This window comes from Nonomuraea sp. NPDC050404 (assembly GCF_040655495.1).
Classification (GTDB): Bacteria; Actinomycetota; Actinomycetes; order Streptosporangiales; family Streptosporangiaceae; genus Nonomuraea.
This window is the reverse complement of record NZ_JBFAKB010000005.1, coordinates 277,773-303,817: the sequence shown is the minus strand read 5'-3', so window position 1 is coordinate 303,817 and position 26,045 is coordinate 277,773. Positions and strand designations below refer to the sequence as shown.

Sequence of the window (26,045 nt, the reverse complement as noted above, 5' to 3'; positions counted from 1 at the left end):
ACTCCACCCCGATTACCGAGGCTTCTTCACTACTACGAGCCGGTCCGCCAGCACGCGCCGCGACGGTACTCAACGCCTCGCGGTTTCCGCCGCTCGGCGTGCTCCCTCTCGCCACCCCGCACCACCCCGGGCACGGGCACGCCGTTTCAGCGCGCGCTTTCCCACGTTCCGTACGGACGCCGCAGGCCGGGCTCGCGCCGCCTTCATGCCGGGCACCGCCTGGCCAGCACTACGGGTCTCCGCCAGGCTCATCCCGAGGCACATTCACCGCCCCGGTTTCGATGCCACCTTCCAGTTACGACACGTCATCAGCGGTTCGCTCACGCTCGCCTTCCCGACCCCCACCTGACGCATCTTCTGCGCCTTTTCCTCATCGCTCACCACGACGGTCCTCAACCAACGCAGCATGAGGCGGTTTGACGCCTCCCCCCGCAGGGCGACGCCGAAGGGCCAACCTTCATCATCCGCACAGCACCACATCGAGAGATCGGCCTACCGATCAACCCCTCTCCGTGCTCGTGGCACACTGAACGTCCAGGTCATCGCCACACCGGACGGAACGATCCTGTGGACCTCGGGCGCACTGCCGGGCAAGACCCACGACCTGAGCGCCGCCCGCATCTGGGGCATCCTGCGCGCACTGCAGCAGGCCGGGATCATCACCCTGGCCGACAAGGCATACCAAGGAGCCGAAGGCCCGGTCCGCACCCCATACAAGGGCAAGAACAAGCCCGCATCCCAGAAGCAGGCCAACCGCTCCCACGCCAGGCTCCGCGGCCCCGGCGAGCGCGCGAACGCCCAGCTGAAGAGCTGGAAGATCCTCCGGAAGCTACGCTGCAGCCCGTCCAAGGCCGGCCACCTGTGCAAGGCCATCGCCGTCCTGCAGAATCACCGAGTCGCGCAGGCCGCGTGAGGATGAAAAGCGTTCAGTGACGCGACGATCACCGATTCTCTCGGGCCGTTCAGCGCTCTGCCCGGTTTCCTCCCTGCCGCGCCTGTTTCATCTCTGCGTCCCCCGCGAGAAGAACATCTCCCCGGGGAGAAACACGCCGGGATCCGGGAGAAAGATTCACCCCCGGCCACCACCTCCCCACACAGGCCGCCCTGGCATATGTCACTGTGCTCATCGACAGACCCAGCGCCGAGGCGGCCGGCCCGGGAACACCTTTCCACACCTGGCAAAGGCAGGCAGCGCGTGAACCCAGAGGCACTGATCCTCGACCTGATGCGGCGCATCCGCACACTCGAGACGAGCACCCACACAGGCGTCAACCTCACCGCCATCAGCATCACCCTGGTGCTGACCGAACTCACCGCCATCCGCACCGAAACGCGACAAGACCTCGCCGCCCTCAGCGACGAACTCGCCGGCCTCCGCCGACACCTCCACGAACACCTCACCGCCCTACGCGCCGAACTCCTCCACCAACCCAGCGCCCTCCCCCAACCCGAAGACCACCCAGAAACGCCGAACCCCAACCACCACTAACACCTACAGGCCTGGTCTGAGCCCCTCACCGCCCTCGGGGCCTCAGACCAGGCCGCTTCAGATCATGGCCCAGCCGACGCGCTAAGCACGTTGGCACGCGCATCTGAAGAGCCGCAACACCTTGCAAGTCTCCGGCCGCAAGCATCGCTTTGACAGGCCAAACACCCGTGAAGCGCTGGACAAATGGAAGGCCTTTGTCGAGGCGCCAGCAGTTGTCGAAGAGCAGCCACATATCGCCCAAAGGTAGACAAGTTGGACTCGAAATGACTCGAGATCTCCTAAAGCGAGTGCCGCAGGTTGAATCCTGCCGGGGGCACTCACCTAGTTGACATTTCAGGCCCCTGACCTGCGGCTTCATAGCCGCAGGTCTTTTGTTTTGCGCCCTTGATAGGCAGCAGGCGGTGCCTGCATGCAGCCGTAAGGCCATGATCAGGGGACATACACGAGATGATCTTGATGACGTTTTCCCAGGTCGGGCCTCATTTAGGCTGTTACGTTCCCGTCTGACGGAGAGGGCCCGGCTGCCTCGGCGAACTGGACCAACTGATCGCTGAATTCGGCGCCCCTGGCGGTGACCAGTGACCCGTGCGGCCGCCCAGACCCGGCTGGAGCAGGCCCTGACCCCTCTGCCGGCCAGCCAACCCCACAGATCGTCCAGGAGATCGCACGCGCTGTACGGGAACTGGAGAACACCATCCGCATCTACGCCAACCAGATCCAGGTCCTCACACTGCGAAATGCTGAACTGGATGACCGGCTCCACCGACACGGCGGCCAGGATGCCAACCTGATCCCGGTCAAGCCTGGCACACTGTCACGCGGCGCTGACGCTTCGTGGGAGTTAGCCCTGTTTGTGCGGAGACGCGGCGTTCAGCGTCCCACACCGATCAGCGTGATCGTTTCAGGCTGTATGGCCATCCACGGACTGGCTCACGCCTCCAGCGAGAGGGCCTGGCTGGGGCACACGCGTGCCGCTTCCCGGGCCTTCACGACCAGTTCACCCTCCGGCGTCTCGTCCAGCACGATGATCGTGCCGTCGTCCTCGCTCTGGCCGAACAGCGCGGGCTCAGTGAGCACACACTGTCCGGCACCGACGCACCTGCCGGTGTCCGCGATGATCCTCATGGCACTGTTGTCCTGAGGTGGGGTTGGCAGTTCGTCCTCTACCAGGTCACCGGAAGCTGGTACAGGCCATAGATGTTCGCGTCGTCCTTGAACGGCAGCTCGTCGACATTCACCGCGAGCTCCAGGCTGGGGACGCGGCGGAACAGTGTGTCGAACACGATCTGGAGTTCCATCCGCGCCAAGTTCTGGCCCAGGCACTGGTGCGGCCCGAAACCGAACGCGACGTGGTGGCGCGCGCCGCGTTCGATGTCGAGCTCGTCCGGATTCTCGAATGCCCGCGGGTCCCGGTTGGCCGAATAACCGAGCGCCAACACTCCTTCGCCGGCGCGGATCAGCTGCCCGCCGACTTCGATGTCCTCGACGCACAGCCGGGCCGTCGCCACGTCGATGATCGTGAAGTACCGCAGCATCTCCTCGACCGCGTTGAGTGTTTTGCCCGGGTCAGCCTTGATCATCGCGAGCTGCTCCGGGTTGCGCAGGAACGCCATGGTCGACAGCGAGATCATGTTCGCCGTCGTCTCGTGGCCGGCCACCAGCAGCAGCAAGCCCATGCCGGTCAGTGCCGTCCGCCGGTAGGTGCCGTCCGTGCGCAGCTTGACGATCTGCCGCCCGAGCAGGTCGTCCGGTGGGTTGTCTTCCTTCTCCGCGATGAGGTCGGCCATATAGCCCTGGATGGCCTCCATCGCCGCCCACCGCTCCTCGGGCGGCGTCGACTGCTTGATCACCTTCACCGTGTTCTCCTGGAAGAACGCATGGTCGGTGTAGGGCACACCCAGCATCTCGCAGATCACCAGTGACGGAACCGGCAGCGACAGCGAGTCCACCAGGTCACCGGGCCGCGGCCCCGCCAGCAGCGCGTCAATCTGCCCGTCAACGATCTCCTGGATCCGCGGCCGCAGCGCCTCCAACCGGCGCACCGTGAACTCGCCGAGTACGGCCCTGCGCGCCGGCCCGTGCTCGGGCGGGTCCATGGCGATCAGGAAGCGTTCCTCGTCCGGCCGCCGAGACGCCGCCTCGCCCTCGACCAGCGCTGGGAAGTCCGGATGCTGCCGGTCGGCGCTGAACCTCCGGTCGTTCAGCACGGTTCGTACGTCTTCGTGGCGGCTGACCACCCAGGCCCACCCGCCGTCGGGCAGACGAACCCGCGAGACCGGCTCTTGTTCGCGGATCTCCCCGTACGCCGGCGGCGGCACGAACGGGCACGTACGGGCCATGGGGAACTCGTGCTTCTCGGCGGTAGTCATGACTTTTCCTTCCACGACGTCACGGACAGGCGATAGAGGCTGGACAGCCAAAAGCCGTGTGTTAACCGACCGGTGCGGCCGGGTTTGGCTCTGGGACGCGGCGGACCAAAGAGCCGCGCAATGGACCACTGGGACCGTCAGGCTCGACCTGTCCCCTCACGGGCGAAGTGCGGTTCCGCCGCTTCCAGTCGTGGTACCGAGATGCCCAGCCGTCGTGCTTCGGCGAGGGTGTCCCGGCAGACCTCACGCGGCTCCTCGGCGTCGGGGTCGGAGTGCGCCGTGAGGCTCACGCGCGCGGGCGCGACATGAGCGGTCAGCCAGGCGAGCACGGGTGCCGTCAGCCAGGTGGGCGCCCGGAACGGCAGCAGAACGCCCCGGTGCCGTCGCAGGTCGAGGCCGCGCGCCTGGAGGAGCGGCAGCAGTTCGCGGCCGGCCAGCAGCGCCTCACCCAGGTCGCCCGTCGCCCCGGCCAGTTGGGACAGGGATCCCAGCCGCAGGCCCTGCGAGAACATGCCGGCATCCGACGCGAAGTGGACCCACAGCCAGCCGCGGAAGTCAGGCCGCTCCTTGATCCGGAGCCCGGCCTCGCGAAACGCCTGGCGCACGGCCCGTTCACGGTCGGTCGGGGGCCGGTCGAGTGTGCCGAAGATGACCGACGGCATCAGTGCCCCGTGGAGTACGCCGTCCGTACCGAAACCGCCACCGGCCTGGGGAAAGCCCCAGGCGATCTGGTCGGCGGGGAGTGCGCCGATGGCGGTGAGCGGCTCGGTCCAGAGGTTGCCGAAGATCAGCACCGTGGCCTGACCGACACGCGGGGCCAGGAAGGCCGTCGCCTCCGGGAGGCGGTGGTGGGGCACGCTGAGCACGATCAGGTCGAAGTCGTGGTCCGGCTCCAGCGCCTCGCGGTAGCGCACCGGCCACTTCTCGGCGACACGCTGCCCCCACACCCGGCGCCGCATATCGAACAGGTCGAGGTCCACCGCGTCCCCGTACGTCGCCGCGCGGCCCGGCCGGACGTAGAACTCGACGTCATGCCCCGCCTTTCGCAGAACCCAGCCGTAGATGGTGGCGATCACACCTCGGCCGAACATCAGGATCTTCACACTGCACCTCATGGGGTACGATCGATTTGGAGGTTATCTCCACTTTTCAAAATATGGAGATCATCTCCATTTGTCAACGCGAGGTAGCGCATGACCGCCGACAAGCCGCTGCGGGCCGACGCCCAGCGCAAGCGCGAGGCCCTGCTCGCCACAGCCCGGGAGGTCTTCGACACCGGAGGCTTCTTCGACCTGCGCTTCGATGACTTCGCCCGCCTGGCCGGGGTGGGCACCGGCACGCTGTACCGCCACTTCCCCACCCGGGAGGCGCTGGCCGAGGCGGTCTACCACGGGGAAGTCGCCACCCTGTGCGACCGCGCCCGCCGGCTACAGGCCACGCTGCCCGCGGCGGAGGCGTTGGCGACCTTCCTACGCGGCATGGTCGACCACATAGCTGCCCACGAGGGCCTCGCCCGGACGCTGGCCACGCTATGGGCCGATCGCTCGAGTGCCCTCGCCGAGGGCAGCCGGGCGCTGGAGCAAGCAGTCACCGACCTGGTGGCCGCCGCCGTACAGGCGGGCGCCGTTCGCGACGACGTGGACGCCGGTGCCGTCATGATGGCGCTGCACGGCATCGGCGCGGCCCATGACCGCCCCGGCTGGCGGGCCGAGGCCGACGATGTCATCACCCTCGTGCTGGACGGGCTGCGCCGCCCGCTATGACAAGGTGCGGCACGAGGTCGCATGCCGCGAGCTAAGGATCCGGCCAGTGGTACGGCGGCGACATCCGGCAGCCGGTGTGGCCTATCAATACTGCGGACGGACCGGCCAGGTGGAGAGCTGCCAGGTCATGCCCATGCTCACCTACGCCTCACCGCACGGGCACGCCTTCACACCAAAGGCTGGTGCCAACTTCCCACCGAGCACTCCCACGCCCATACCCGGGCCGAGACGGTGGCCCGGACCATACTTCCTCGCTACATCGCCCACCTGGCCGAACACCGTGACGACTACCAACTGTGGCTGAAGGACTCGTTCACCCTGCAAGCGAGCGTGTGGCACCTGAACAACGCCGAGAGGGAGCGCCGTGGCCGGCGCCCCAACTGGGCCTCGACAGCGCACACCTTCAAAGTGGTCGAGGTCCCTCCTCACACCATCGAAATCCGTACACGAAGCCAAATACGCCGAATCATGGACCACCACGACACCTCTTGATCAAGAGGCGAGAAAGCACGTACGGCACCACCAGCCCGGCCTGACGACCACAGCGATGGTGTCCGTCAAAGCGGAACAAGCTCACCACAACGCAGAATCGGTATCACGGCCGCCGGCCTGCGGGCGCCATCTCCCGCAGGCAGGCATCGAGACTGACGCGCGTCCCATGGAGGTCCTGGGCACAGAGGTCCTCGATGCGGTCCAGCCCCCGCTCGGCGAGGACCTCCAAGGAGCGGCTCGGCCAGGTCGCGGAAGGGCTTCCCTTGCCTTGCGTGACGTTCAGGGCTTCGGGATCCGGGTCTGCCACTTGTGGTTTCTTCCGCCAGAACGGATCATGCAATCATCGGTCGGACCGTCCATCAAGTCGCAGGACTCAGTGCTGTTCCGTGCTCAGGAAGGACGATTTATGATCCGTCGCGTCATGGCCGTCGCGACCCTCGTCACCGCCGGGATCGTCACCGTACCGACAGGCGCGCAGGCCGCCCCCGCGTGCCAGGCAGGCTACCTGTGCAACACCCAGTACTTCTCCGACTCGGCTCGCACCAAGCTTGTCGGGGTCAAGACGGAACACTGCAACGGCGAGGTCTCGACCTGGGGCCGGGTCACCGGCTACCTCAACCGGACCACGAGCCCCTGCAACTGACGCAGGACTCTTCCACCCACGGCAGCGACATGATTCACAGTCATTGACGCTCCATCACTGCCCCTGACCTTGCTGCCCACCCGCGTCTTGAGCGCAGGCACCAAGGTCAGGGGCAAGGCCTGGTGGCGGCGGCGCCAGTCCAACCAGTGCAGAACGTCGGTATGAAATGGTGCCGGGTCAGCACGAGTGTGGCGAGCAGGCGGCGGATCTCGGACATGGTCGGCTTGATGCGGTCGCAAGTGCCGGATGGCTTGGTGGCGGCGACGGGCGCCAGCAGGCCAGGGTGGACTTGCTCCGCTTCGGCGGACACCCCTGACCCGAACCGGTCGGCAGAAGCGGTCGCAGCGCCGCCCACTATGCATCGGTTGAGTCGCGCCGCTTCACTGCCGCTACGCCGACCACAAGATCTGCGGTGTGTCGTTCTTCCTGGTCGTTGAAACCATCCTTCGGAAGTCTCCTCCTTTACGATCACCGACACGCTTCCCGGCCACCTCCGCGATCTTGTGACCTACCGGAAGCCGACCGCCACAGCAATCACCTGCCGAGACAACCCACTGACGCGACGATCACCCATTCTCTCGGGCCGTTCAGCGCTCTGCCCGGTTTCCTCCCTACCGCGCCCGATTCACCTCTGCGTCCCCCACGAAAAGAACATCACCCGGGGGAGGAACGCGCCGGGATCCGGGAGAAAGATTCACCCCCGACCACCGCCTCCTCACACGGGCCCGTCCTGGCGTATGTCACTGTGCTCATCGACAGACCCAGCGCCGAGGCGGCCGGCCCGGGACTCCCTATTTCACCTGGCAAAGGCAGGCAGCGCGTGAACCCAGAGGCACTGATCCTCGACCTGACGCGGCGCATCCGCACCCTGGAAACGAGCACCCACACAGGCGTCAACCTCACCGCCATCAGCATCACCCTGATACTGACCGAACTCACCGCCATCCGCACCGAAACGCGACAAGACCTCGCCGCCCTCAGCGACGAACTCGCCGGCCTACGCCGCCACCTCCACGAACACCTCACCGCCCTACGCGCCGAACTCCTCCACCAACCCAGCGCACTCCCCCAACCCGAAGACCACCCAGAAACGCCGAACCCCAACCACCACTAACACCTACAGGTCCGGTCTGAGCCCCTCACCACGCCCAGGACCTCAGACCAGGCCACTTCGGAACATGGCCCAGCCGACGCACTGAGCACGCCTACACCCACATCTGAAGAGCGGGACCGCCTTGCAGGGCTCCCACCGCGAATATCGCTTCCACCAGGCCGAACGCCCTCCAAGCGATGGACGGTCGGAGGTCCTGACTGAGACGCCAAGTCACGTCGATCGAGGGTGCCTTGAGATGTCCGGGTGTGTGCGGCTGTCACCATGCAACTGCGGCCAGCCTTTCCAATGCGCCTCCCCATCGGGGCCAACGCAAGCAGAAGGCTGCCAGTGCTACTACCCGATCGATCCGTTCTTGATCCCAAGGATCACGATCGCCTCCCCCGTCCCTGTATGGGGCCGATGCGCCGTCTCTCTGATGTCCGCCGCCGGCTCGGCGCACAAGGCCGGTATAGGGGGCTCCATTGCCGCTACCCGCCCCCAGCACGGTACGCCCCGGTCCCACCAGGACGGAGATGGCCCGCAAGATTACCGAAACCCTCGACGCCGCTTGATGAAACGCCCCCACTTGGCTGCCGCAGCCCGTCCGCGGGGTCCATCCCGGGCCCCGCGGCACAGCGGCGCATCAGGTCGCGGGAAGCTGCCGCGGCTGACCATGACGGCCGGCTCGCCCGCATGGCCGGCCTGCAACTCCTGTACGCGGCGCGCAACGAGCTCCGTCTGACCCCAGTCGCCCAGCCGGGACGCGCGGTCATGCCGCTCGGCGCATGTGAACTGCCCGCGACCACCACCCATCGCACAGCCCTTGGAAGATCTTTTGACCTTCTCCTGACCCATCCTTTGGCGCTCCGCCACACTGAGGGCCGTGACCAGCGATCTCATCGACGTTCGGAAACGCCTGATCTCTCCATGTCGGCTCCATCAGGTGGCGGCCCTGCTCAACATGCCGCACCTCGACGAGACCACAACGAACCACGACAACACTCCGCGAGCCCGGCAGCAGATGGCGCTGTACACCGGAATCGCCGACTGGGCTCGGCTATCGGCGCAAGCAGCCGAACTGCCCGATGCATCGGACGCGCAGGAGACCACCGAGCAATTCACCTACCTCATCGAATACACCGACCAGCACACCAAAGGCTGGTGCCAACTTCCCACCGAGCACTCTCATGGCAATGCCCGGGCCGAAACGGCCGAGACGGTCGCCCAGACCGTACTCCCTCGCTACATCGCCCATCTGGCCGAACACCGTGACGACTACCAACTGTGGTTGACGGACTCGTTCACCCTGCAAGCGAGCGTGTGGCACCTGAACAGCGCAGAGAGGGAGCGCCGTGGCCGTCGCCCCAACTGGGCCTCGACAGCGCATACCTTCAAAGAGGTCTTGATCCCTCCTCACGCCATCGAAATCCGCACACCAAGCCAAATACGCCGAATCATGGACCACCACGACGCTCCTTGATCATGGAGCGAGGAAGTGCGTGCGGCGCGCACAGCCCAAGTGACCCACCACGCCGAATCGGCATCACGGCCGACGGCCTGCGGACGCCATCTCCCGCAGGCCGGCATCGACACAGACATGCGGTCGGTAATCGAGCTGTGGCTGCAACGGTAATGCGTGGCGTCAACGGCCATGCACCTGGTGGCAGCTCGGGACGGGTCGGCCTTCGGAAACCATTACGACCGCGCCGCCATGGGACGAACGCCACGAGCGTCGTGCCGAAGCTGACGGTGACGGCGGCTCCCGGCCTACGCGACCACCTTCGCGATGAAGCCGGCCAGGTTGTCCCGCGTGCGGGCTATCCGTTCCTGCACCGTCAGGGTCTCCTCGAAGTCGCCTCCGGCCGTCTGCTTCATGCCCCGCGTGTAGAGGGAACAGGCCAGGTCGGAGCACAGGTACTGGCCCACGCTGTTGCCCAGCCGCCCCGCCGCCCCGGTGCGCCGCGCGCTCATCAGCGCCACCCCGCCCCCGGTGCGGATGGTCAGGCACAACGAGCACATGCTGCGCGAGGCGAAGCCCCGCGCAGTCCCCTTGACCGCCCGCAACGCGATCCCCACCAGGCCGCCGTCCTCGTGCTCGGCCACCACGTAGCCGCGGTCGGGCGCCCCGGGATCGCGCCAGCCGAGGAAGTCGAGGTCCTGCCATGGTTGCTCGGCGAGATCCGCCGGCAGGCCCAGCCTCTTGGCCTCGCCTTGCGAACAGTTCACGAACGAACTGCGGATATCGCTCTCTGTCATCGGCTTCATGTCCCGCACGGTATGCCAGCCTAATATAATTAGGCAAACCATTAATTTGCTTAGTGGAGGTCGTCATGGCACGCGCGGGCATCACCGCTGAACGACTCACCCGCGCCGCGGCCGAGGTCGCCGACGAGCTCGGCTTCGACCACGTAACCGGCTCCGCGGTCGCGCGCCGTCTCGGCGTGAAGGAGCCCAGCCTGTACGCCCACATCCGCAATGCCCGCGAGCTGAAAGTACGGGTGGCGCTGCTGGCCCTGCAGGAGATGGCCGACCAGACCGCCGCCGCGATCGCCGGCCGCGCCGGCAAGGACGCCCTGACCGCCCTGGCCGGCGTCTACCGCGACTACGCCAGAACCCACTCCGGCCGCTACGCCGCCTCCCGCCACGCACTCGATCCCGAAACCGCCGCCGGCAGCGCCGGCCCCCGCCACAGCGAGATGCTGCGCGCCCTGCTGCGCGGCTACCACCTGCCCGAACCCGGCCAGACCGATGCCGTACGCTTCCTCGGCGCCGCCATCCATGGATACGTCAGCCTGGAAGCGGCCGGCTCCTTCAGCCACACCCCACGCGACACCGACGCCTCCTGGGCCTGGATGATCGACACCCTCGACCTCGCCCTGCGAGCCCGCTCCGCCAACCCCGCCTGACAGCCGGACCCGACCGTAAGCGCTCGCCGACCCGGAGCGCTCATCCGCCGTGAGCGTTCACCCGACCTGAGCGCTCACCCGGTCACGTGGAACGCCTGCAGCCGCAGCGCGCCAGCTACTCGGCTATTGCGGCACCAGCACCAGGCCCATCCAGCGCTTGCGGCCACGCCAGCTGATGACCTGCAACTGGTCCGGCACCGCGCGCATCCGGCCCGAGATCGAAGAGGTGCACACGTTCGTCTCGGCCACGTTGTCGGCGACGTCGATGTGGAAGGGGAAGCCGCGCGCGGTCACGGGCGCGCCGGTGTCCGGCAGACCTCGCGTCCAGAGCGCGTCGGCGAGAAGGAGCGCCGCAGCCTCCTCCACCCGCTCCCGATGGCACTCCAAGAGAAACGGGCGATATCCAGCCTTGATTGGGACGTTTCCGCGGCGTCCGGGTTCAGGTTGCGGACAGAAGCAGGTGCAGGGCGAGGAAGATGATCACTGCGCTGGATGCCAGAGCCGTGGCCAGCCTTCCGCGACTGCCCGTGATGAGTCGACCGAGCAGCGCGCCACCGCCGGCCAGGAGCAGTTGCCAGCTCGCCGAGGCGGCGAATGCGGCTGCGACGAACACGGCCTGGTCAAGGATGTGCACAGTTGTCGCGGTTTGCATACCGAGCACCAATGCCGCGAAGTAGATCACGGTAAGGGGGTTCAGCATCGTGAGGCCCAGCAGCGCCCAGAAGGCACCTGCCGGGCTGATCGGCCTGTCATCGGTCGTGGCGGGGTGATGGCTTCGGCGGTGATGCCTGATCGCCGTCGCCGTTCCGCGAAGGGCCAGGGCGATTAGGACCAGTGCAGCTCCCCAGCGCAGCGGGGTCACGATCGGTTGCACGAAGGGGGTGATGGCGGCGCCGCCAAGGGCGGCGATCAGGGCGTACAGACCGTCTGCGGCCGCCACGCCGAGGGCGGCGAAAGCTCCGGTCTTCAGGGATGTTCGAGCCGTGAGAGCCACCAGATATGTCGCGATCGCGCCCACCGGGATGGCGATGCCATAGCCGGCCAGGAGCCCCGCGACCAGGGCGGCGATCATGCCCGGAGAAGCATCGGCCTCCAGGGGCGGCGGGTCTGCTGTCGGCCCGGCACCATCGCGGCGGCGACGTGACTGGGCGACAGGAAGATGGAGGTTTTGATCACGGCGAAAAGTATGGGGTGGCTCGGTTTGTCCCGCAACCGGGTTTGGGGCCCGTCCGGAGTGCCGAGCCCTCCGGGCAGGGCCAGGAAGGCGTCGGCCTTCTCCGCCATGATCGCCTTACGCTCCTGCGTCGTGCGCAAATGTGCTGCCCCCATCTGATGAACGCGGTGCCATACAGTGTCACATATATGAGACAATTTCCCAGATACGAGAGCGGCCATGAGCAGTGAGCGCGATGGACATCGCCGTGGGCGACCCGTCGCAGTCGCAGCGCACGAATGACACTCCATGAGCTGATCGAGGGCCTCGGTGGAGTGTGACCACGTGCGGCGCTCGCACTTCGGGGCTGCGCCGCGAAGGCCGGTGGCAGGCACGGTAGGGTCCAGATCCGCATGTCAGCGGGTCGCCGCGCGGCTCAGCCGTCGGTGACGGTAGAGCAGCGACCAGCCGATCAGCAGGGCGAACGTGGCGAGCTGGAGCACCGTGGACAAGCCCGCCATCACGTCGAGCGGCAGGCTGTAGATGAGCGGCACCCTGACGATCGACTCGGTGAGCAGCCCGGCACCCCAGACGAGCGTCAGGGTGAGGAACACCTTGCGGAACTGGGGCGCCGACCGCCACAACCGCTCCCACTCGTCGAGATTGGCGGAGTCGTCGGCGGACAGGCGGCGCATCAGGGCGTACATGAGGGGCTTACCCACCAGGCACGAGCCGAGCAGGAGCAGGCCGAGCAGCCCCGACAGGAGCGACTCCCTGGCCAGCAGGAAGCGCGGGTCACCGGTGAGGAGGGCCAGCAGCACGCCGACCGCGAACCCGGCGCAGACCAGGGCGGCCAGGCCGTTGAAGCGGCGGCTGACGACGGCCTGGAGCAGCACGCGGACGAGGGCGGTCGCCGCGCCCAGCAGCAGCGACGCCTCCTGGGGCACGCCGATCCGGCGGCTGAGGTAGTACACCGCGACGGGCAGGAGAACGTCCGGGACGAGCGTCTTGATCAGGGTGGACTTGTTCATCGAGAGCTCCCCGAGGTGATGAAGGCGGGTGTGACGGACAAGGACAGGCGGACGCGGCCGCCCGCGACATCGGCCGACACGCCGGCGCCGAAGGCGTCCACGGCGTGCGCGGCGGGCAGCGGCCATGGCCAGGCGAAGGGGACGGGCGGCTCGTCCTCACCTGCGAGGCCGTCGCGACGCAGCCAGGCGACCAGCATCGGCTCGCACGACCCGGCACGCAGCTCGAACAGGTAGATATCCGGACGTTCCGCCACGTGGAGGCGGCGGACGTCCGTCACGTCCCGCAGGCGGCGCGACAGCAGCTCCACGACGTCGGCCGTCGGATGCCGGGTGCCATCGGCGTCCATGAGGGCGAACGTGCCGAACATCAGCGCCCGGACGGTGTGCGTGCTCCCCTCCCGGGCGGCTTCGGGCGCGAGCTGGAAGACGGCCGTCCGGCGCACGCCCGCGGCCAGCAGGAGCAGCGTGCGCGTCACGATGTCGCGCCCGGCCATCCTGAACCGCCTGGCCTCCAGCTCGGGCGGGCAGCCGTCGAGGAACATCCGCAGGCTGTCCGGCAACTCGTGGGCCCGCTCGTAGAGCGCGGTCACGGCGGGCTGGGCCTGGCTCGCGAGCACGCCGCCCGGTGGGATCGGAGTCTCGCCGAGGAACTGGCTGCGGTGCGCGGCCAACGCTTCGCCGAGATTTGGCAGGTTGGCGGGAAATCCGGTGGGCATCGGGCCGTTGAACTCGCTGGCGGCGATCGGCCTGACGTACCCGTGCGCGCCCATCCGCCGTCGGCACGCCTCGGTCAGGGCCGGGATCTGGTACGGGTCACCGTACGGGTGAAGGTCGAAGACGTCGAAGCATCCGCCCGCCCCGGCCAGGATGCGGTCGAAATACGCGATCCAGGAGGCGTTGCCGGTCATCGCGCCCGGTACGGCGGCGCCGAGCGCGACCAGGGCGCGCGGGTCGGCCTCCTTGACCGCCCGATGGAAGACCCGCAGATGGGCGAGGTAGTCGTCGAGACCTCCCGACCACAACATCGGGACGTTCGGCTCGATCTCGCACTGCCAGAACCGGACCATGCCGCGGGCGTGGCGCACCAGTTCACCGACGAACCTCTCGTACGCGGTGGGTTCCTTGGCCGGCGATGGCGGCAGGAAGCGGGTGGCCCGCCTGGTGGCCCAGGGCGAGGCGGCGCACACGGTGACCCAGACCTCGTCGCCGTCCTGGAGCTGGCCGAGCAAGGCGTCCACCACGGTCCAGTCGAACCTGCCAGGCTCCGGCTCGATCTGGGACCAGAAGAGGTTCACGCGGGTGAACCGGCCATTGAGGGCCCGGACCTGGTCCATGAACGGCTCGGGCGGGCCGAAAAGCCCGTACGTGGCACCGCGGTTGACGCCGGTACGGAGGTCTTCCATGGGTGTCCCATCGTCGGTAAAGCGTGCCAGTCCCCTATTAAGGGACCAATGGGACCTTATAAAGGTTTGCCGTAGGATGCAATAAGGGACAAGCCGGACCGTAAGGAGAAGAAGCGGTGTCGAAGACCAGCAAGGAAGAGGACAAGCGCTCCCGGCGACGGGGCGCGGAGTTGGAGGAGGCGCTGCTGCAGGCCACGCTCGACGAACTGGCCGGGAGCGGCTACGCGCGGCTGACCATCGACCGGGTGGCGCAACGGGCGGGCACCAACAAGACGGCCATCTACCGCCGCTGGCCCAACCGCGCCACCCTCGCCTTCGCCGCCTACCGCCACTTCGTGGCCCGGCCGGCGGCGCTGCCGGACACCGGCGACCTGCGTACCGACGTGCTGGAACTCCTGCGCGGGACGACAGCCCGGATGGGGTCGCCGGTGAGCGGCGAGATCCTGCGTGGCGTGATGTCCGAGATGCACGCCCACCCGGAGCTGCTCCAGCACATACGCGAGGAACTGGCCCAGGAGCCCGGCGCCATGATGACCATCCTGGGCCGGGCGGTCGCGCGCGGCGAGGCCAGGCCCGACGCACTGCGACCCCGCGTGGCCACCGTGCCCGTCGTCCTGCTGCGCCAGGAATATCAGATGAACCCGGGCGCGGACATCTCCGACGACGTCCTGATGGAGCTCGTCGACCAGGTCTTCCTGCCCATGGTGAAGCTGTGACCGGCCTCAGGGCGCGACCCACGTCACCGCCGGGATCGTCACCGTACCGACAGGCGCGCAGGCCGCCCCCGCGTGCCAGGCAGGCTACCTGTGCGGCCGACGCACGGTGGCCTGCGGCGGTGGTCCATGCGGGCCATCTGGGTGTCGTCGCAGCCCACGCTGCTCAGACTCCTGGCACGCAGGGCCAAGGGTCAAGGTCAGTGTTTGCGCTTCTTCCGGCGGCCTTGGGCGCCCGGCGGCCGGGTGGGGACAAGGCGGAGGGGGTGGCGGGCGGTCTTGCGGAGCGGCTCGGCCACCAGGTCGCGCAGTTCCCGCAAGCCCACGACATCGGGGTGCCCCGAGGCCAGGATCGCCGTCACGAACTCGTACGCGTCCCCGCCCCCCATCCTCTTGAGCTGCTCGACAAGCCCCTCAGGCCCCGCGAGCTCCAGCATCGACAGGAAGTTCTCCGCCCCCATCAGCAGGTTCTCCCGCTCGCCCAACGCCCCGGGATTCACCTGCCCGGCATCGATGAGCTGCGTCAACGCGGCGGGCCCCAGGATCGGGTCGTCACGTAGGTCATGCAGCAGCCGCCCTCCGGAGGGAAGGGCGTCGGCCAGCACGCGCAACATCGCCGCCACCCGCGTACGGAACGGGCAATCCCGCACACCCTGCAGCAACGTCTCGACGTCCTGCCCCGGGCGGCCCAGCCACCCCTGGAGCTCCGTGACGGCGTCATCAGGTGGATAGTGCTGGGCGAGCACCCCGAGCAGCTCGGCCGCCGGCGCGGCGGCCAGTTCGCCGATGAGGGGAGCGTCGCGGCCATCGGCGAGGAGGCGGTCGCGGACGCCGAGCAGGCCGAGCGGGGTGAGGCGGATCAGCGGGAGGCCGGGCTCGGCGAGGGCGGCGCGCAGGCGTTCGATCGCGTCCGCCGGCAGGGGCTGGTCGTCGTGGTCGAGGTCGCTCACGTAGAGGGGGTCGGCGGGGCCGCGGGTGAGCTCCACCGCCCCGAGGTCGGACAGGACCTCGAACATGCGCCCCAGGTCCCGGTTGGCCTCGCGGCGCCAGAGATCACGCAGGCGTTCTTCCTCCTGGTCGAGGTCGAAGTACTCCTGGCAGGCCAGCCACACCGACTCTTCGAGCCGGACCACCGGCATCTCCTCCAGCCCGTACATGGAGTTGAGCACGTCCGGCAGGATCTCCTCGAAGATCTCGGCCAGGATGGGCTCGGGCCGCCACGTCGCGACGGGCACGGTGACCACCCGGCCCAGCTCCGGCAGCACCTCGAACGCCCGCCGCCACAGCGCCTCCGGGTCACGCAGCAGGGGTACGGCCCTGGCCACGCGCAGGAGCCGGCCCTTGCTGGTACGGATCAGGCGCAGCTTCCTGGCCCAGGCGAGCAGCAGGTTGAGCTGCGGCAGATCGGTGGCGCTGCGGACGCGCAGCCGATCCTCGCCGGTGCCCAGCAGGGCCGACACCTCAACGGCGTCGGCGACGCGGAGGTTGCCCGCGCCGGTGAGGGCGCGGCCGTCCTTGCCCACCCAGTCGGCCAGGGTGATGAGACGCTGGACGGTCCGGCTGCTCGCGGCGGCCGCCGTCAGCTCGGACGCGGAAGGCAGGCGGACAGGCGGCTGAGGGAAGGCGCGTTCCTCGCCGATGCCGCCGGTCAGGAAGCGGTTCCGCATGATCTGGTCGAGCACCTGCTCGTCGTACGGAACGCGACCGGCCTCGACCTCGCGCTGGAACCGCGCGAACGCTCCGGGAACGGTGAGATCGACGCCCCGGCTCAGAGCCGTGTGCGCCCAGAACGTCGCCACCCCCCGCAGCGTGGGATCGTCGAGCGCGGCCGCGTACTCCGCCCTTGTCCCGGCGATGATCTCCTCCGCCTCCGCGAGCGTGGCACCGCGCGGATCGCGCAGGCCCGTGACGTCGAGATAACGCAGGTACGTGCGCAGCACCTCGGGGGCGAGGTCGAGCTCCTCCCGCAGGGCCGTCACCTTGTACGGCACGTACCGCAGCAGGAAGAACCTGATGCCCGCACCGTCCCAGTACGCCAGCCGGCCGTCACGGCTCTCGTGCCGCGCATCGACGGCGGCGGACAACAACAGGTCATCGACCGGATGTCCGTGCTCCTCCGCCCAGGCGACACACCGCCGGATCAGCAGATCCTTGGCGGCCACGAACTCCTCGGCCTCTTCCGGCTCAAACCAGGTACGCACGCTCCAAGCCTCCCATCCCTCCAGGGTCACCGTTCGCCTTCCCACGGCAAATCTGCTGAACGGCGATGAATTCGGTGAGCGGGGCAGGTCTAACTCTCGAACACCGCAAGTCGCGTACGAGCCCGGGGAGGACCCATGACCACCACGAAAGCGCTGCCGCCCGTAGTCGACGCCGACACCTGGCAGCGGCAACTCGATGAACTGCGTGCCAGGGAGAAGGCCGCGACCCGGGAACTCGATGCCATCGCCGCGCAGCGCCGCCGCCTGCCCATGGTGGAGATGCCGGACTACACCCTCGAAGGCGAGGACGGACCGGTTCGACTGGCGGACGTCTTCAACGGCAAGAGGCAACTGATCGTCTACAACCACATGTGGTTCCCCGGCGAAGAGTGGCAGTGCTCGGGTTGCACGGGGTACACCTCGCAGTTCACCCGGCTGGAGTTCCTGGACAACTACGACGCCCGGTTCGTCATCGTCACCCAGGGACCTCTGGAGGAGGCACTCGCCTACAAGAGGAAGGTCGGGAACAAGATGACCTGGTACTCCACCGCGAACAGCCCCTTCGGCACCGACGTCGGCGCCCCGCCCGGCGGAGGCTTCGCCGTGAACGTGTTCCTGCGCGACGGCGACACCGTGTACCGCACCTGGCACACCAACGGCCGAGGCACCGAGCAGCTCAGCCACACCTTCGCGCTGATCGATGTGCTGCCGTACGGACGGCAGGAAGAGTGGCAGGACTCCCCCGACGGCTGGCCACAGTCACCCACGTACAGCCGGTGGACCTCCTCAGAGGACATCGCCGCCCATTACGGCTGATCCAGCCAAGCGCTGGTAAGCGCCACCGGTCCGCTGCTCCGGCTGGCAACGGGAGGACGGCGGCCGGCACGCAGGTCGTACGGTCGCGGGTCGTACGGTCGCTCGGCTTACGGATGCCGAGCGACTATACGGCTACAACTGGATGATGGTGTAGTGGTCGAGGCGGTCGACGGTGAGTTTCAGCTTGCCGTGGCGGCAGGAGAATGGCGGTGACTTCGGCCCAGGGAAATCCGGCGAGAGCAACGAGACGCGATGCGGGCAGGATGCGAGGTCGGCCTCCACGGTGAACCCGGATTGGGGTTCGATGCCCTGGTCGTAGGTGTGGTTGATGAGGTGGAGGGAGAGCTTGCCGGTGCCGCGCTGCGCGAGCAGGCTCGCCGTGACTTGGGGCGCGCTGACCCGTATCGGCTGGGCGCTGATCGCGTTGTTGGTGAAGAATGCGCGATGCTTCTTGTAGAAGCGGGTGTAGGTCTTGAAGAAGTCCATCATTCCGAGGTCCGTGGCGGTGGGGCTGCCGACGGTGTCCTTCAGGTGGAAGGCGGGGAAGATGCCGTTCGCGTACGCCTCGGCGCCGAAGATCTGCCAGTAGTCCTTCTTTTCCTGCAGCGGCAGGTTGAGATAGTTGGTCATCATATCGTTTGGCCAGTCGATGAACACGACGACCGGCGCCTCGGGGCCCGCGATCCGGGCGCTCTGTTCCTTCAGGTAGCGGTACTGCGACTGGAGTGACTTTGCGCCGTTGAGGTGGCCTTCCACCACCGGCACATAATCGGCGCCGCGGAAGTCGGGTGTTTGTTCGTCCGGGTTCCACGGGTACATGCCGACGCTGTTGAAGTCCACATAGGGCCACAGCCCGTTCGAGGAGATGAGAATGTTGCGGTGCCGGGTGCGCCAGGCGTACGCCCGCGTCTTGTCGACAAGCTCTTTCCAGTACCGGCGGATGTACGTGGCGGTGAATGACGTGTCCTCGGCGTACATGCGGTTGGCGACCACCCGGCCCCACTCGCGGGCGAGGGGGTTCGACGCGTTCAGGGGATCGAGGTTCCAGCCGCCGGACCGCAGGTAAGCACGGTAGTTGAAGTTGGCCGCCAGGTCGCCGGGCGGCACGTCACGACGCAGGATGTTGTCGTCGGTCATGCCGAAGCGCGACTTCCAGTCGGCGGCGGTGAAGGCCGGGTACTTCTCCAGGAGGTATCGGTTGAAGTCGGCGATCGTGTAGTCGTCGAAGCCCTCGTTGCCGTTGAAGCCGTATTTCGAGCCGCCGCTGAATCCAGAGTTGATCTCGTCGAAGTTCAGGCCGTCGACTCCGCCGTCCACCTGGATGCGTGCCCAGGACAGGAGGTACTCGCGGTATGCGGGGTTGAAGAGGTTGCCCCGTCGCGCCGGCTCCGGGAAACCGAATTCGTCATGGGGTACCGGGTTGCCGTCCGCGTCGCGCGTTGACATGTCGTCGAAGATCTCGGCGGTGGCGAAGTCCTTCGGGAAGATCACGCTCGCCGTGCCGCTGCCCATGAAGGTGATGCCCTGGGCGTGGTAGCGGCCGATCTGCGCGAAATTGTAGTCAGCCGCCTCGTCCCCCGACGTGGACCACTTCCCGATCGCGCGGATGGTGGTGTCCGGGTCGAGTTCGTAGACCTGCGGGTCCTCCCCGTGCACGTCCGACTGGCTGAACCCGTACACGACGAAATCCCTGACGGCTCCCGCGGCCGGTGCCGGCTGTCCCCACGCCGTGAGCGCCACCGCCATCATGCCCGCTGACCAGCGCAGTACCCCGGATCGCCGTGGCATCATGTCCCCCTGGGAACTCCGGCGCTGCTACATCGGCAGATTTTCGAAAGCGTATGTCCGGGCCGTCGACATGGGAAGCTCCGGCGGCGTGCCTCTGTAATTACGCCTGCGGGTCGAGTTCGGCGTCGTGGACGAGCAGGGCGATCTGCACGCGGTTGTCGAGGTCGAGCTTGGTGAGGATGGCCGAGACGTGGGTCTTGACGGTGGCCAGGCCGAGGTGGTGACGGGCGGCGGACCGCGGCGCGGGCTTCGACGGCGGGCTGGACGTCGACAACGTCGCCGACTAGGAAAAGGCCCGGGAAGTGGTACGGCGGTGCGCGGAGAGCGCGGGCGGGGAGGACGCGCTCACCAGCGTCGGCACCCGGGAGAACGCGCGGGACATGGACGTGCTGCGGGCCGTCCCCGGCGACGAGGGGACACGCTGCTCGCGCTGCGTGACCTCATCTACGGCCGTCAACCGGACGGTGGCTACAACGATCTCGGCGACAGCTTCATCGCGATCCGGTGCATGGACTGGCCCCGCCGCACCCCGGCCGAGCAGACCGAGATGATCCGCCAGATCCGCAAGGCGGCGCCGATCGTCGACGACGGCCGGCCGCTGGAGCAGAGCCACCACGCGTGCGAGGCGTGGCCGAAGCCGCCGTCCCGGACCGGCCCCTGGCTCACCGGCGACGCCGACCTGCCTCCGACGTTGACCGTTTCGACCACCGGGGACGTGGCCACTCCTTACCAGGCCGGGGTCGACCTGGCCAAGATGCTGGGCGGCAGCCTGCTGACCGTGGAGGGCGAACAGCACGGCGTCTCCCTGGTCGGCCGGAACGCGTGCATCAACGACATCCTCCTCGACTACCTGATCGACCTGAAGACACCCCCCGAGGGCGCCCGCTGCGTCTTGTGACCACCCACCGAGAGCCGGGTCCCCTCGACGACAACCACACCCTCAACGCCGAACTGACGGCCTGTTGGCACGCGATGGCAGTAGTGCGACGACGAGCACGGCGCCGAGCGCCATGCAGACCGCGCCCGCCGTGAGCCCGCCCGAGTAGCCCATGATGGCCAGCGCGGCCACCCCGACGGCACCGCCGATCTGCTGAACGGAGGTGAACAGGGCCGAGCCGAGGCCGGCGTCGTCCTCGGTGGTGCCATGGACCGCGGCCACCGCCATGACGGGCAGGCTCAGCCCGTTGCCCGCGCTCAGTATGAGCATGCCGGGCAGGACGTGGGTGGCGTAGGAGTCGCCCGCCGAAACGCCGGACAGCAGTAGGAGGCCGGTGATGTTGACCAGGAACGCCAGCAGGAGCGCCCGTCGGGTCCCGAGCCTGGATGACAGGCGGGAGGACAGCCACATGCCCGCCAGGATGCCGGCGCCATAGGGCAGGTAGGCGATGCCGGCCAGGAGCGGGCCGTATCCCAGGACGGTCTGGATCTGGATCATCAGCAGGAACGACGTCGCGTACATCGCCATCGAGAACAGCAGGGTCGCGCCGTTGGCGACCGCACGCGTCCGTGAGGCCAGGAACGAACCGGGCACCAATGGTGCCGCCGCTCGTGACTCGGCCAGCAGGAACGCGCCGGTCAGCACGACGGCGAGCAGGATGGCGGCGATGAGGATCGGGTCGCTCCAGCCGGCGTCTTCGGACCGGAGCAGCCCGTACACCAGTGAGACTGCCGCGCCCGTGATCAGGATGGCGCCGGGAACGTCGAGGCGGCGCCGGCCGGGGGCCCGCGATTCTGGGACCAGGCGGGGAAGCAGTGCCAGAGCCACGGCGACGATGGGCAGGTTGATGAGGAAGATCCCGCGCCAGGACACCAGGTCGGTCAGCGCTCCGGACAGTACCAGGCCCGAGGTTCCGCCCAGGGCCGCGATGCCGCCCCAGATCCCCAGCGCCTTGGCCCGCTCCTCCGGCCCTGGATAGAGCAACGTGATCATCGACATCGCCGCCGGGCTCGCCATCGCGGAACCCGCGCCTTGCACGAAGCGGCCGATCACGAGCTGCCACGGCTCCTGCGCGAGCCCGCAGGCCAGGCTGGCCACCCCGAACAGCGCCACCCCGATGAGGAAGACGCGGCGGCGGCCCAGCAGATCGGCCATCCGGCCACACAACAACAGCAGCCCGCCGAAGGCCAGGAAGTAGGCGTTGACGACCCAGGGCAGTGCGGACGCGCTGAAGCCCAGTTCATCGCGGATGCTGGGCAGGGCCACGCTCACCACAGTGTCATCGAGCACGAGCATGAACTGGACAAGACACAACACGATCATTGGCACCGGACGAAACTATTGATTCGCCGCATTTGGCCACAATCCGCGATGGGGCCATGCTGTGTCGCATGGAGGACATGGGCGCGATCATCGTCGGCCACTTCCCGCTGTCCTCGGGGGACTGGATTCCGCCGCACAGCCACACCCACCACCAGCTGGCCTGGACCCGGCGTGGTGTGCTGAGCGTCAATGTGGGTGAGGTGTACTGGGTTCTGCCACCCACCAGGGCGCTGTGGCTGCCCGCGGGTGTCGCCCATGCGACCGGCGCGACCCGCGACGCGGTCCTGTGCAGCCTGTACCTGGCGCCGGAGCGCTGCCCGCTGGACTGGCCGGAGCCCACGGCGGTCGGCGTCGGCGGTCTGCTGGCCGAGATGATCGAATACCTGGCCCGCCCCGATCTCACCGACGACGCGCGGCTGCGCGCCGAGGCCGTGGTGCCCGACCTGCTGCGCCCGCTGCCCAACCGGCCCATCGACGTGCCGGCGCCCACCGACGAGCGCGTCCGGGCGGTGGCGGCCGCCCTGCTGGCGGACCCGGCCGACCCGCGCAGTCTCGAGGCTCACGCCCGCGCGGCGGGGGTGAGCAGGCGAACATTGACGCGCCTGTTCGTACGTGACACGGGCATGAGCTTCGATCGCTGGCGCACGCAGGTACGACTGCGCGCCGCCCTGCCGTTGCTGGCCGAGGGGCAGCCGGTGTCCCGGGTGGCGCACAGTGTGGGGTACGCCACGGCGAGCGCGTTCCTGGCGGCCTTCCGCCGCGTGGTGGGCACCACGCCGCGACGCTATCTACTCAGTCGTTGACATCCTCGGGACAGGGTCGGCCCGCCATGGTTGCGTTCAACCGTGTGGCACCCGTATGTCAGGAAGTCTTCCAGGTCACGGGCTCGGCTCCGTCGGCGGTGGAGGAGAAGGTGATGGTGACGGGCTTGTCGCCCTGGTCTACGAGGTACACGCCGCACTGCTGGACGCTCTTGCCGGGCCGCACCATGCCGTAGGGCACGGAGGATTGGCAGCCCTTGGGGCCGTTGCTGCCGATGGCGATGAGGGTGAGTTTGCGCAGGGTCTGGCCGCTCTCGGTACGCAGGGTGACCGCCTCCTCCATGCCCGGGTACAGCTTGGACGTGCCGTTGTTGCGGTACGCGAGCGTGACGAAGTACGCCGTGGCGGCCTTCTGCCTGGCGTTCAGGTCGTACCCGGCGAGCGCGCCTGCGCCTGCCTTGCGCACGCTCTTCGGTGTGACGGTCAGGGGGACGTCCTTGTCCTGCGCGTCCTTCCACGTCACCTTTGCCGGTTTGTCTGCGGGTAGCACGCCGCTGCCGGTGTCGCCGCCCTCGACCTTCCACGTACTGGTGCCGGAGTCGTCGCTGTAGGAGACGGTGGCGGGCTTGGCGTCCTTGGGGAGCATCACGACCCGGCACTCGGTCGCTGCCTGGCCGGCCGCCAACGTTCTGGGGGCCTTGGTGCCGTTGCACGTTTCAAGCGGGCCGGTGCCGGGCGAGGCCAGGGGGTTGCCGCCGAAGAACGAGACGGTCTCGCCGGCGGTGCCGTCGCCGAGCGCCAGGCGGAAGTTCCTGACGGCCAGGGCGCTCTCGACCGTACCGGACCCGCTGTTGGTGATCGACACGGTGAGATAGTGCGGCACCATTCCCCGTACGTCGTCGTCGAGTTGCACGCCCTTGAGGTCGTCGACCGAGCCGCGCTTGAGCAGAGTCGGGTGGAGTGTCAGCTGGTGCGTCTTGTCGTCGCGGTCGGTGTAGTTCGCTCGCTGTGGTGCGGTGTCGAGCGTCAGCGGCGTACCGGTGGGCGCGGCCGTCTCCTTCGCCTTCGGCGTGTCGCCGCTGACGCTCTTGCCGGTGTCGGAGCCTCCGCAGCCGGCCAGGAGCAGGGCGAGAACGCCCGCCCCGGCGATGGTGCTGGTCTGTCGGCTCACGCGCTGCACTGCAACCCCCGTCGTTCCTGTAATCCTTCGCAACTCCCGTTGCGCCGGAACCACCCTAAACATGACATGCGCCGCGCTTCATGTCGGTCCGGACAAACGTGACATGCGCCGCGCCTTCGGTCGGTCCGGGCGGCGAGGCCGGGCTGCTGGCGCGGGCGGAGGTCAGGGGGTAGGGGGCCAGGTGGTGGACCGCGAAGTTCAGTCCATGCCCTCGGTGGTGACGCGCCGCTCGGGCACCATCACGCCGGCATTGTTGATCAGCGTGTCGATCTGGTCGATCGTCGCCGCCACCTGCTCGGCCGCTCGTGCGGCTCCGGCGCCGGTGGCGACGTCCGTGGTGATGACCGTGGCGGCGGGCAGTTCGCGGGCCAGGGTCGCGGCGCGGTCGGGGTCGCGGCCGATCAGCACCATCCAGTGGCCCGCGATCGTGCGGTTTCCGGTGAGGTTCGCCGCGTTGGAGCAGGCCCGGGATCGGCTGCTGAGTAACGCCGAGCGGTTCACGGCGGCACAGAGTAAGAAGTTCTCATGACGCAGAACGTACGCATCCCGCTGGCGGACGGCAGTTCACTGGCAGCGACCATGGTGCTCCCGAACGGGACCGCACCCCCGTCAGGCTGGCCCGGGGTGGTGGTCGTGCACGAGATCTACGGCGTCGAACCGGACATGCTGGAGGTGGCGGAGCGGTTCGGCGAACACGGGTACGCGGCCGTCCTGCCCGACCTCTACAGCCATGGCTCCAAGATCAGGTGTCTCGCCCGGAACATGCGGCAGCTCGCGATGGGCGGGCACGACGGGCCTGTCGCCGACATCGACGCGACCCGGCGATGGCTGGCGGGCCGCGAAGAGGTCGATGACGGCAGGCTCGGCGTGATCGGGTTCTGCATGGGCGGGGGCTTCGCCCTGGCCTACGCCGCCGGCCCGTCATCCGGGGTGCGGGCGGCGGCGGTGAACTACGGCGCGGTGCCGCGCCGTAAGGAGGAACTGGCCTCGGTCTGCCCGGTCGTGGCCTCCTACGGCGGCCGTGACATGGGCTTCCGCGCACACGGCGAACGGTTGCGGGAGCACCTGCGGGCACTGGGCGTCGATCACGACGTCACGATCTACCCTGAGGCCGGCCACTCCTTCATGACCGACGGCCATCACCCGATCGCGCGCCTCGCGCTGTTCCCGCTGCGTCACGGTTTGGTACGCCCGGCGGCGGACGACGCCTGGCAGCGCACCCTGTCCTTTTTCGACAGGCACGTCGCCGGCCAGCAGTAGCCCCGGCGCCGCCCGTTCGGCCCGAAAGGCTGGCCGTTCGGGCCGAAGGCTGACGGTTCGGCTCAAAGGGCGTGGAGAGGTCGGGATGAGCGCCGCCTGCCCCGGCCGTCATCGGGCGAGGGGAGCCAGCATGTCGAACGCCTCGCCCACCTTCTCCGGCAGCGTCGCGGGGTCGTCGGCGACCTGCATCGCGGTGTAGAGGCAGGCCAGGGACACCTGAGCGGCGAGCGTCGCGGCCATGGGGCTCGCGCCGTACTCGATCAGGATCTGCACGATCGTCCCGACCTCCTGCTGCTGCTTCAGCAGCAGGCGGGACATCAGCTCGGGATGGCGGCGCAGGAGCCGGGCGTGCACCGAGGAGCGCTCGGGCGTGGCCGTCCAGCCGGTCAGGCCCTCCTCGGTGGCGGACCTGACCGTCTCCAGCGCTGTGGCCAGCGAGTCGCCGATGGGCCCGCGACTCGCGGCGGCGAGCCTGAGCGAGTCGGCCAGCGCCGCGATGGTACGGGCGTCGTCGGCGAACACGACCTCCTGTTTGTCGCCGAAGTAGCGGAAGAACGTCGTGCGCCCCACCTCGGCCCGTTCGGCGATCTCGGTCACCGTGACGTCGTCGAAACCGCGCTCGTCGAACAGCTCGTAGGCGGCCGTGACGATGGCGTTCCGCACGCGTTGCCGTTTGCGCTCCTGAAGTGATTCGGCCGGCATGAAGACAGTCTATCTCTGTGGA

Annotated in this window: 27 protein-coding genes and 1 pseudogene; 12 read left to right on the top strand and 16 right to left on the bottom strand. The window is 68.2% G+C overall.

From position 1 onward, the window contains the following. Nucleotides 1–406: 406 nt before the first annotated feature. Both AB0I81_RS15740 and AB0I81_RS15735 read left to right on the top strand, forming a co-directional pair. Nucleotides 407–913 carry a transposase family protein gene (locus AB0I81_RS15740; protein ID WP_360656385.1) on the top strand — a complete coding sequence of 169 codons (507 nt, stop codon included), beginning with the start codon at nt 407–409 and terminating at the stop codon, nt 911–913. Between the two features lie 312 nt (nt 914–1,225). Beyond that, nucleotides 1,226–1,489: a hypothetical protein gene (locus AB0I81_RS15735; RefSeq protein ID WP_360656382.1), complete on the top strand. Its 264-nt coding sequence runs from the start codon at nt 1,226–1,228 to the stop codon at nt 1,487–1,489. 930 nt (nt 1,490–2,419) lie between these two features. On the opposite strand, the gene AB0I81_RS15730 is transcribed toward AB0I81_RS15735, so the two are convergent. From AB0I81_RS15730 to AB0I81_RS15720, 3 genes are all read right to left on the bottom strand, one after another. Continuing rightward, nucleotides 2,420–2,614, bottom strand: coding sequence for a ferredoxin (locus AB0I81_RS15730; protein ID WP_360656379.1), 195 nt, complete (start codon nt 2,612–2,614; stop codon nt 2,420–2,422). A 38-nt stretch (nt 2,615–2,652) separates the two neighbouring features. Beyond that, a complete protein-coding gene (locus AB0I81_RS15725) occupies nt 2,653–3,807 on the bottom strand; it encodes a cytochrome P450 (protein WP_360656376.1) in 1,155 nt (384 codons plus the stop codon). Nucleotides 3,808–3,995: 188 nt separating this feature from the next. Further along, nucleotides 3,996–4,961, bottom strand: a complete 966-nt coding sequence (locus AB0I81_RS15720) for a 2-dehydropantoate 2-reductase N-terminal domain-containing protein (protein ID WP_360656373.1) — start codon at nt 4,959–4,961, stop codon at nt 3,996–3,998. Nucleotides 4,962–5,051: 90 nt separating this feature from the next. Between AB0I81_RS15720 and AB0I81_RS15715 the strand changes: the two genes are divergently transcribed. From AB0I81_RS15715 to AB0I81_RS15700, 4 genes are all read left to right on the top strand, one after another. Further along, on the top strand, nt 5,052–5,621 hold the full coding sequence (locus tag AB0I81_RS15715) for a TetR/AcrR family transcriptional regulator (protein ID WP_360656370.1): 570 nt from the start codon (nt 5,052–5,054) through the stop codon (nt 5,619–5,621). An 898-nt stretch (nt 5,622–6,519) separates the two neighbouring features. Then, nucleotides 6,520–6,756, top strand: a complete 237-nt coding sequence (locus tag AB0I81_RS15710) for a DUF6289 family protein (protein WP_360656367.1) — start codon at nt 6,520–6,522, stop codon at nt 6,754–6,756. 745 nt (nt 6,757–7,501) lie between these two features. Further along, entirely contained in the window at nt 7,502–7,870 is a 369-nt protein-coding gene (locus AB0I81_RS15705; RefSeq protein ID WP_360656364.1) for a hypothetical protein, read from the top strand. A gap of 862 nt (nt 7,871–8,732) precedes the next feature. Next, nucleotides 8,733–9,329: a hypothetical protein gene (locus AB0I81_RS15700; RefSeq protein WP_360656361.1), complete on the top strand. Its 597-nt coding sequence runs from the start codon at nt 8,733–8,735 to the stop codon at nt 9,327–9,329. Between the two features lie 287 nt (nt 9,330–9,616). Here the strand turns inward: AB0I81_RS15700 and AB0I81_RS15695 are convergent, their stop codons facing one another. Next, nucleotides 9,617–10,114 (bottom strand): FBP domain-containing protein, encoded by a 498-nt coding sequence (locus tag AB0I81_RS15695; RefSeq protein WP_360656358.1) that lies wholly within the window; start codon nt 10,112–10,114, stop codon nt 9,617–9,619. A gap of 65 nt (nt 10,115–10,179) precedes the next feature. Here AB0I81_RS15695 and AB0I81_RS15690 point away from each other — a divergent pair, with 65 nt between their 5' ends. Continuing rightward, on the top strand, nt 10,180–10,755 hold the full coding sequence (locus AB0I81_RS15690; RefSeq protein WP_360656355.1) for a WHG domain-containing protein: 576 nt from the start codon (nt 10,180–10,182) through the stop codon (nt 10,753–10,755). A 123-nt stretch (nt 10,756–10,878) separates the two neighbouring features. Here the strand turns inward: AB0I81_RS15690 and AB0I81_RS15685 are convergent, their stop codons facing one another. The 5 genes from AB0I81_RS15685 to AB0I81_RS15665 all read right to left on the bottom strand — a co-directional run bounded on the left by AB0I81_RS15685 (nt 10,879) and on the right by AB0I81_RS15665 (nt 14,342). After that, on the bottom strand, nt 10,879–11,121 hold the full coding sequence (locus AB0I81_RS15685) for a hypothetical protein (protein WP_360656352.1): 243 nt from the start codon (nt 11,119–11,121) through the stop codon (nt 10,879–10,881). A 73-nt stretch (nt 11,122–11,194) separates the two neighbouring features. After that, entirely contained in the window at nt 11,195–11,827 is a 633-nt protein-coding gene (locus AB0I81_RS15680; protein WP_360656349.1) for a LysE family transporter, read from the bottom strand. Then, nucleotides 11,824–12,069 carry an LOG family protein gene (locus AB0I81_RS15675; protein WP_360656346.1) on the bottom strand — a complete coding sequence of 82 codons (246 nt, stop codon included), beginning with the start codon at nt 12,067–12,069 and terminating at the stop codon, nt 11,824–11,826. Before AB0I81_RS15675 ends, AB0I81_RS15680 begins: the two co-directional genes overlap by 4 nt. 255 nt (nt 12,070–12,324) lie before the next feature. Next, complete coding sequence (locus AB0I81_RS15670) at nt 12,325–12,939, bottom strand: VC0807 family protein (RefSeq protein WP_360656343.1); 615 nt, start codon at nt 12,937–12,939, stop codon at nt 12,325–12,327. Further along, nucleotides 12,936–14,342, bottom strand: coding sequence for a hypothetical protein (locus AB0I81_RS15665; protein WP_360656340.1), 1,407 nt, complete (start codon nt 14,340–14,342; stop codon nt 12,936–12,938). The genes AB0I81_RS15670 and AB0I81_RS15665 overlap by 4 nt, the downstream gene beginning before the upstream one ends. Nucleotides 14,343–14,458: 116 nt before the next feature. Between AB0I81_RS15665 and AB0I81_RS15660 the strand changes: the two genes are divergently transcribed. Beyond that, nucleotides 14,459–15,058, top strand: a complete 600-nt coding sequence (locus AB0I81_RS15660) for a TetR/AcrR family transcriptional regulator (protein ID WP_360656337.1) — start codon at nt 14,459–14,461, stop codon at nt 15,056–15,058. Between the two features lie 197 nt (nt 15,059–15,255). Here AB0I81_RS15660 and AB0I81_RS15655 read toward each other — a convergent pair whose 3' ends face one another. After that, complete coding sequence (locus AB0I81_RS15655) at nt 15,256–17,256, bottom strand: hypothetical protein (protein ID WP_360656334.1); 2,001 nt, start codon at nt 17,254–17,256, stop codon at nt 15,256–15,258. A gap of 135 nt (nt 17,257–17,391) precedes the next feature. Between AB0I81_RS15655 and AB0I81_RS15650 the strand changes: the two genes are divergently transcribed. Further along, on the top strand, nt 17,392–18,072 hold the full coding sequence (locus tag AB0I81_RS15650; RefSeq protein WP_360656332.1) for a DUF899 family protein: 681 nt from the start codon (nt 17,392–17,394) through the stop codon (nt 18,070–18,072). Between the two features lie 132 nt (nt 18,073–18,204). On the opposite strand, the gene AB0I81_RS15645 is transcribed toward AB0I81_RS15650, so the two are convergent. Then, nucleotides 18,205–19,728, bottom strand: coding sequence for a hypothetical protein (locus tag AB0I81_RS15645; RefSeq protein WP_360656329.1), 1,524 nt, complete (start codon nt 19,726–19,728; stop codon nt 18,205–18,207). Nucleotides 19,729–19,960: 232 nt separating this feature from the next. Further along, nucleotides 19,961–20,080 (bottom strand): annotated as a pseudogene (locus AB0I81_RS15640) (LuxR C-terminal-related transcriptional regulator); the annotation flags it as partial. Nucleotides 20,081–20,368: 288 nt separating this feature from the next. On the opposite strand from AB0I81_RS15640, the gene AB0I81_RS15635 reads away from it, so the two are divergent. After that, complete coding sequence (locus AB0I81_RS15635; RefSeq protein WP_360656326.1) at nt 20,369–20,758, top strand: alpha/beta hydrolase; 390 nt, start codon at nt 20,369–20,371, stop codon at nt 20,756–20,758. A gap of 42 nt (nt 20,759–20,800) precedes the next feature. Here AB0I81_RS15635 and AB0I81_RS15630 read toward each other — a convergent pair whose 3' ends face one another. Continuing rightward, a complete protein-coding gene (locus tag AB0I81_RS15630) occupies nt 20,801–22,120 on the bottom strand; it encodes an MFS transporter (RefSeq protein WP_360657181.1) in 1,320 nt (439 codons plus the stop codon). Nucleotides 22,121–22,188: 68 nt separating this feature from the next. Here AB0I81_RS15630 and AB0I81_RS15625 point away from each other — a divergent pair, with 68 nt between their 5' ends. Further along, nucleotides 22,189–22,923, top strand: a complete 735-nt coding sequence (locus AB0I81_RS15625; protein WP_360656323.1) for a helix-turn-helix transcriptional regulator — start codon at nt 22,189–22,191, stop codon at nt 22,921–22,923. 58 nt (nt 22,924–22,981) lie between these two features. On the opposite strand, the gene AB0I81_RS15620 is transcribed toward AB0I81_RS15625, so the two are convergent. Beyond that, the gene (locus AB0I81_RS15620) at nt 22,982–24,052 is read right to left on the bottom strand and encodes a hypothetical protein (protein ID WP_360656320.1); all 1,071 of its coding nucleotides are present in this window, start codon (nt 24,050–24,052) and stop codon (nt 22,982–22,984) included. Nucleotides 24,053–24,259: 207 nt separating this feature from the next. Next, nucleotides 24,260–24,562, bottom strand: coding sequence for an SDR family NAD(P)-dependent oxidoreductase (locus tag AB0I81_RS15615; RefSeq protein WP_360656317.1), 303 nt, complete (start codon nt 24,560–24,562; stop codon nt 24,260–24,262). 24 nt (nt 24,563–24,586) lie between these two features. Here AB0I81_RS15615 and AB0I81_RS15610 point away from each other — a divergent pair, with 24 nt between their 5' ends. Next, the gene (locus AB0I81_RS15610) at nt 24,587–25,321 is read left to right on the top strand and encodes a dienelactone hydrolase family protein (RefSeq protein WP_360656315.1); all 735 of its coding nucleotides are present in this window, start codon (nt 24,587–24,589) and stop codon (nt 25,319–25,321) included. Between the two features lie 108 nt (nt 25,322–25,429). Here AB0I81_RS15610 and AB0I81_RS15605 read toward each other — a convergent pair whose 3' ends face one another. Further along, the gene (locus AB0I81_RS15605; RefSeq protein ID WP_360656312.1) at nt 25,430–26,023 is read right to left on the bottom strand and encodes a TetR family transcriptional regulator; all 594 of its coding nucleotides are present in this window, start codon (nt 26,021–26,023) and stop codon (nt 25,430–25,432) included. Nucleotides 26,024–26,045: the final 22 nt, after the last annotated feature.